General features: G+C 69.7%; 5 protein-coding genes and 1 pseudogene. 3 read left to right on the top strand and 3 right to left on the bottom strand.

Annotated elements, in window-relative coordinates; translation table 11 throughout:
- A partial coding sequence (locus ACIKT0_RS15450; protein WP_407106219.1) for a hypothetical protein occupies window positions 1-290 on the bottom strand: 290 nt, incomplete at its 3' end.
- Entirely contained in the window at window positions 287-1,168 is an 882-nt protein-coding gene (htpX, locus tag ACIKT0_RS15455) for a zinc metalloprotease HtpX (RefSeq protein ID WP_407106216.1), read from the bottom strand. The genes ACIKT0_RS15450 and htpX, both read right to left, overlap by 4 nt.
- 112 nt (window positions 1,169-1,280) lie before the next feature.
- Between htpX and ACIKT0_RS15460 the strand changes: the two genes are divergently transcribed.
- Window positions 1,281-1,472 carry a DUF1674 domain-containing protein gene (locus ACIKT0_RS15460; protein WP_183395724.1) on the top strand — a complete coding sequence of 64 codons (192 nt, stop codon included), beginning with the start codon at window positions 1,281-1,283 and terminating at the stop codon, window positions 1,470-1,472.
- 76 nt (window positions 1,473-1,548) lie between these two features.
- On the top strand, window positions 1,549-2,184 hold the full coding sequence (locus ACIKT0_RS15465; RefSeq protein ID WP_407106217.1) for an extensin-like domain-containing protein: 636 nt from the start codon (window positions 1,549-1,551) through the stop codon (window positions 2,182-2,184).
- Between the two features lie 2 nt (window positions 2,185-2,186).
- Here the strand turns inward: ACIKT0_RS15465 and ACIKT0_RS15470 are convergent, their stop codons facing one another.
- A complete protein-coding gene (locus ACIKT0_RS15470) occupies window positions 2,187-2,705 on the bottom strand; it encodes a L,D-transpeptidase (RefSeq protein ID WP_407106218.1) in 519 nt (172 codons plus the stop codon).
- 183 nt (window positions 2,706-2,888) lie between these two features.
- On the opposite strand from ACIKT0_RS15470, the pseudogene ACIKT0_RS15475 reads away from it, so the two are divergent.
- A pseudogene (locus ACIKT0_RS15475) lies at window positions 2,889-3,251 on the top strand (thermonuclease family protein); the annotation flags it as partial.
- Window positions 3,252-3,379 lie beyond the last annotated feature (128 nt).

The raw sequence follows: 3,379 nt of genomic DNA on the forward strand, positions 1-3,379 counted from the left end.
GTCTTCCAGCTCGGCTCGCCGATGATGTCGCAGATCGGCTCCCACACCGCGGCCTGGGTGATGAAGTAGATGTAGGCGTTGGGGTCGTGCTCCCAGCCCTTGCACTTCAGGATTCGGCCGTGCTCGATCTCGAGCGAGGCGTCGAGCGAACGGGTCCGGGACAGCACGCCGTCAACGAGCCGGGCCGCGACGCGGCGCGTCGCAAGGCCCGGGACTTCAGGCTGCGCACGGCCGGGCCCGTTCTGGAAGCGCCGGCCGCCGAAGGACCTGCCCTGAGGCGGACGGTTCAACCCCACGGACCGCCGCGCGTTCCCGTCGAGCCCCACGGACCATTGGCCCTCCGCTCCGGCGCCGCGATGCGGTTCTCGGTGGCCGGATGGGTGGAGAACAGATTGTCCATGCGCTCGCCTGAGAGGGGATTGATAATGAACATATGCGCCGTGGCGGGATTGTGTTCCGCGGCCGGGTTGGGAATCCGCGCGGCCCCTCCGGCGATCTTGCGGAGCGCCGACGCGAGCCATTCCGGGCGGCCGCAGATTTCGGCGCCGCCGCGGTCCGCCGCGTATTCACGCGAGCGGCTGATCGCCATCTGGACCACCATGGCCGCGATGGGCGCGAGGATCATCATCGCGATCGTGCCGAACACGCCGAAGGGCGCGTTGTTATCCCGGTTGCCCGAGAAGAAGAACCCGAAATTCGCGATCATCGAGATCGCGCCCGCGATCGTGGCCGTGATCGTCATGATCAGCGTGTCGTGGTTCTTCACGTGGGCGAGCTCATGCGCCATCACGCCCGCGACCTCCTCGCGGGTCAGCGAATTGAGCAGTCCCGTGGTGGCCGCCACAGCCGCGTTCTGAGGGTTGCGGCCGGTCGCGAAGGCGTTCGGCTGGTCCTCGTGCATTATGTAGACGCGCGGCATGGGCAGATTGGCGCGTTGCGCGAGCTCGCGCACCAGGGCGTAGAACTCCGGCGCGGTCCGCTCGTCCACCTCCTGGGCGCCGTGCATCGACAAGACGAGCTTGTCGCCGTTCCAGTAGGTGTAGGCGTTCATGGCGAGCGCGACGCCAAGCGCCAGCACCATGCCGCCCCTCCCGCCGATCAGGAAGCCCACCCCCATGAACAACGCGGTCAATCCGGCGAGCAGAATGGCCGTGCGGAAGTAGTTCATCTGAGCCTTTGCCTCCTGGCAGCGTGACGTGCGGTTTCTGCGCATATATGTGGGCGGGGAGCCCGCTTCGCTACCGCGCGGGGACGGGCGCTGATTATCGGGAATGACGCCCATGGTCGAGGAGCCACGAAAGCCCGTCAGCGAAGCCGCCGCCCGGGCGCTCGCCGAGGCCGCGGAGCGTCGGCGCTCCTATGAGCAGGCCGAGGCCGAACTCGCTCGCAAAGCCGAGATCGCCGGCCCGGCCGGGCCGGACCCTGTCCGCTACGGGGACTGGGAGCGGAAGGGGCTGACGAGCGATTTCTGAGCCTGATCCGCCCGCAGGCCGGTCTGCGCGGCCGATCCTGGGCCGCCTGCTGAGCCGGCTGCTCGCCGGCGTCGTGGTGATCGCCGCCGTCGCCGCGGGGATCGTGCTGTCGGACCTGGACCACTACGCGCCGCTCGATCTGCGCGAGCCGCCGGGGTTCCTGACGCAGTGGCGACTGCGCGCCCTGAAGGGCGACCCGGAGGGGTGCGTCGGCGTGCTGCGCCGTTCGCAGGTCGCGGTCCGCCGCGCGCCGGAGCGCCGGCTCGCCAACAGCTGCGGCTACAGCGACGGCGTGACGCTCTCCGGAGGCGCTCTTTCCAAACTGCCGGTCATGAGCTGTCCGCTCGCGGCCGCCGTCGTGTCCTGGGAACGCCACGTCCTCCAGCCGGCCGCGCAGGCGAGGCTCGGCGCGCGCGTGGTCGGCTTGCGGCATCTCGGCGCCTATTCGTGCCGTGACATCGCGGGGCGGCCGGGACGGCGATCGCAGCACGCGACCGGAAATGCGCTCGACGTCGCGGCGTTCGAACTCTCAGACGGAAGCCTGGTGTCGGTTGCGTCGGACTGGAGCCGCGACACTCCCAAGGCAGCGTTCCTGCGGGACGTGCGGAGCGGGGCCTGCGGCGTCATGGCCGGGGTGCTGTCGCCCGACTGGAACGCCGCGCACCGGGACCATCTTCACCTCGACATGGGCCCGCTCGACGTCTGCCGCTGATCTCACGGCAGGACCACGACCTTGTCGCCGACGCTGACCCGCTCATACAGATCCACGATGTCGGCGTTGCGCATGCGGATGCAGCCGTAGGACGCGAACGTCCCGATCGAGCTTGGCCGGTTGGTGCCGTGGATCGCGTACTGGTCCCGGTCGAGCACCAGCGCGCGCGGCCCCATCGGGTTCCGGGGCGAGCCGCCGGGGATCACGTCCGGAAGAAAGGGCTTGTCGCGCTTCACGTCGGCGGGGGGCGACCATGCCGGGGCGACATATTTGCCCTTGATGTAGGCCGAGCCGAGCCATTGCTTGCCGCGTTTGCCGACCGCGATCGGGTAGCGATAGGCGGCGCCGCCGTCGAGGATGAAATAGAGCTTCCGCTCGGCGTTGCGGATCAGGATGGTGCCGGCGCGGTACTGGTTGTTCTCCAGCCGGACGACCTCGCGGGCGTGCCCCGTCCCCGCGCCAGCCGCCAGAAGCGCGAGCGCCGCGCAGAGGCTGAGCCCGGCCGACCCGATACCCGTCATGCTACGCCTCGAGCGCCCGCCCGCAGTCACGCAGGCCCCTCAAATACCGAGCGCCGCTTAGAGCATGCCGGCCATGAACGCCCGGTTTAGCCGGCGCGCCAATTTGCGCGGCCGCACGAAAGGATTTGGATATGACGGAAGATAATCCTTTACTTGTCGGCCAAGCGCAGATTTTATAGGATCATGTTCTTCTTTCCGCCTCGCCGTCGCTGGTCCGCGCAGCGTTTCGCCGATCTGGGCGCGGGCGTCTGCCTCGGCGCGGCGATCGCCGTGGCGGCTCAGGTGAAGGGCGAGGGCCGCGAGGTCCCTTCGCCGCCAGAGGTTCGATCGCAGCCGCCGGGGTTGCGCGCGACCGCGCTCTCCGTGCTGGACGGCGACACCTTCGAGGCGCGGGTGACGGTGTTCCCGGGCCAGGAGATCGTCACGCGCGTGCGGCTCGCCGGGATCGACGCGCCCGAGCGCCGCGGTCGCTGCGCGGCCGAGAAGGCGGCGGCGGAGGCCGCGACCCGCGCCTTGCGCAAACTCGTGGAGGGGCGTCCGCTGACGCTGACGGACGTCCAGGGCGACAAGTATTTCGGCCGGGTGGTGGCGCGTGTCGCGAGCGGCGCCGGCGTGCATGCCGTTGTCGCGGAAGTACTCGCCCATCGCGCAGCCCGCGAAGGGGGCGAGGAACT

This window comes from Hansschlegelia beijingensis (genome assembly GCF_045505405.1).
In the GTDB taxonomy this organism is placed as follows: domain Bacteria; phylum Pseudomonadota; class Alphaproteobacteria; order Rhizobiales; family Methylopilaceae; genus Methylopila; species Methylopila beijingensis_A.

Excerpts from the sequence above, each read along its gene's own strand:
- htpX (WP_407106216.1), bottom strand. The coding sequence starts at position 1,168 with ATGAACTACTTCCGCACGGCCATTCTGCTCGCCGGATTGACCGCGTTG.
- ACIKT0_RS15460 (WP_183395724.1), top strand. The coding sequence starts at position 1,281 with ATGGTCGAGGAGCCACGAAAGCCCGTCAGCGAAGCCGCCGCCCGGGCG.
- ACIKT0_RS15470 (WP_407106218.1), bottom strand. The coding sequence starts at position 2,705 with ATGACGGGTATCGGGTCGGCCGGGCTCAGCCTCTGCGCGGCGCTCGCG.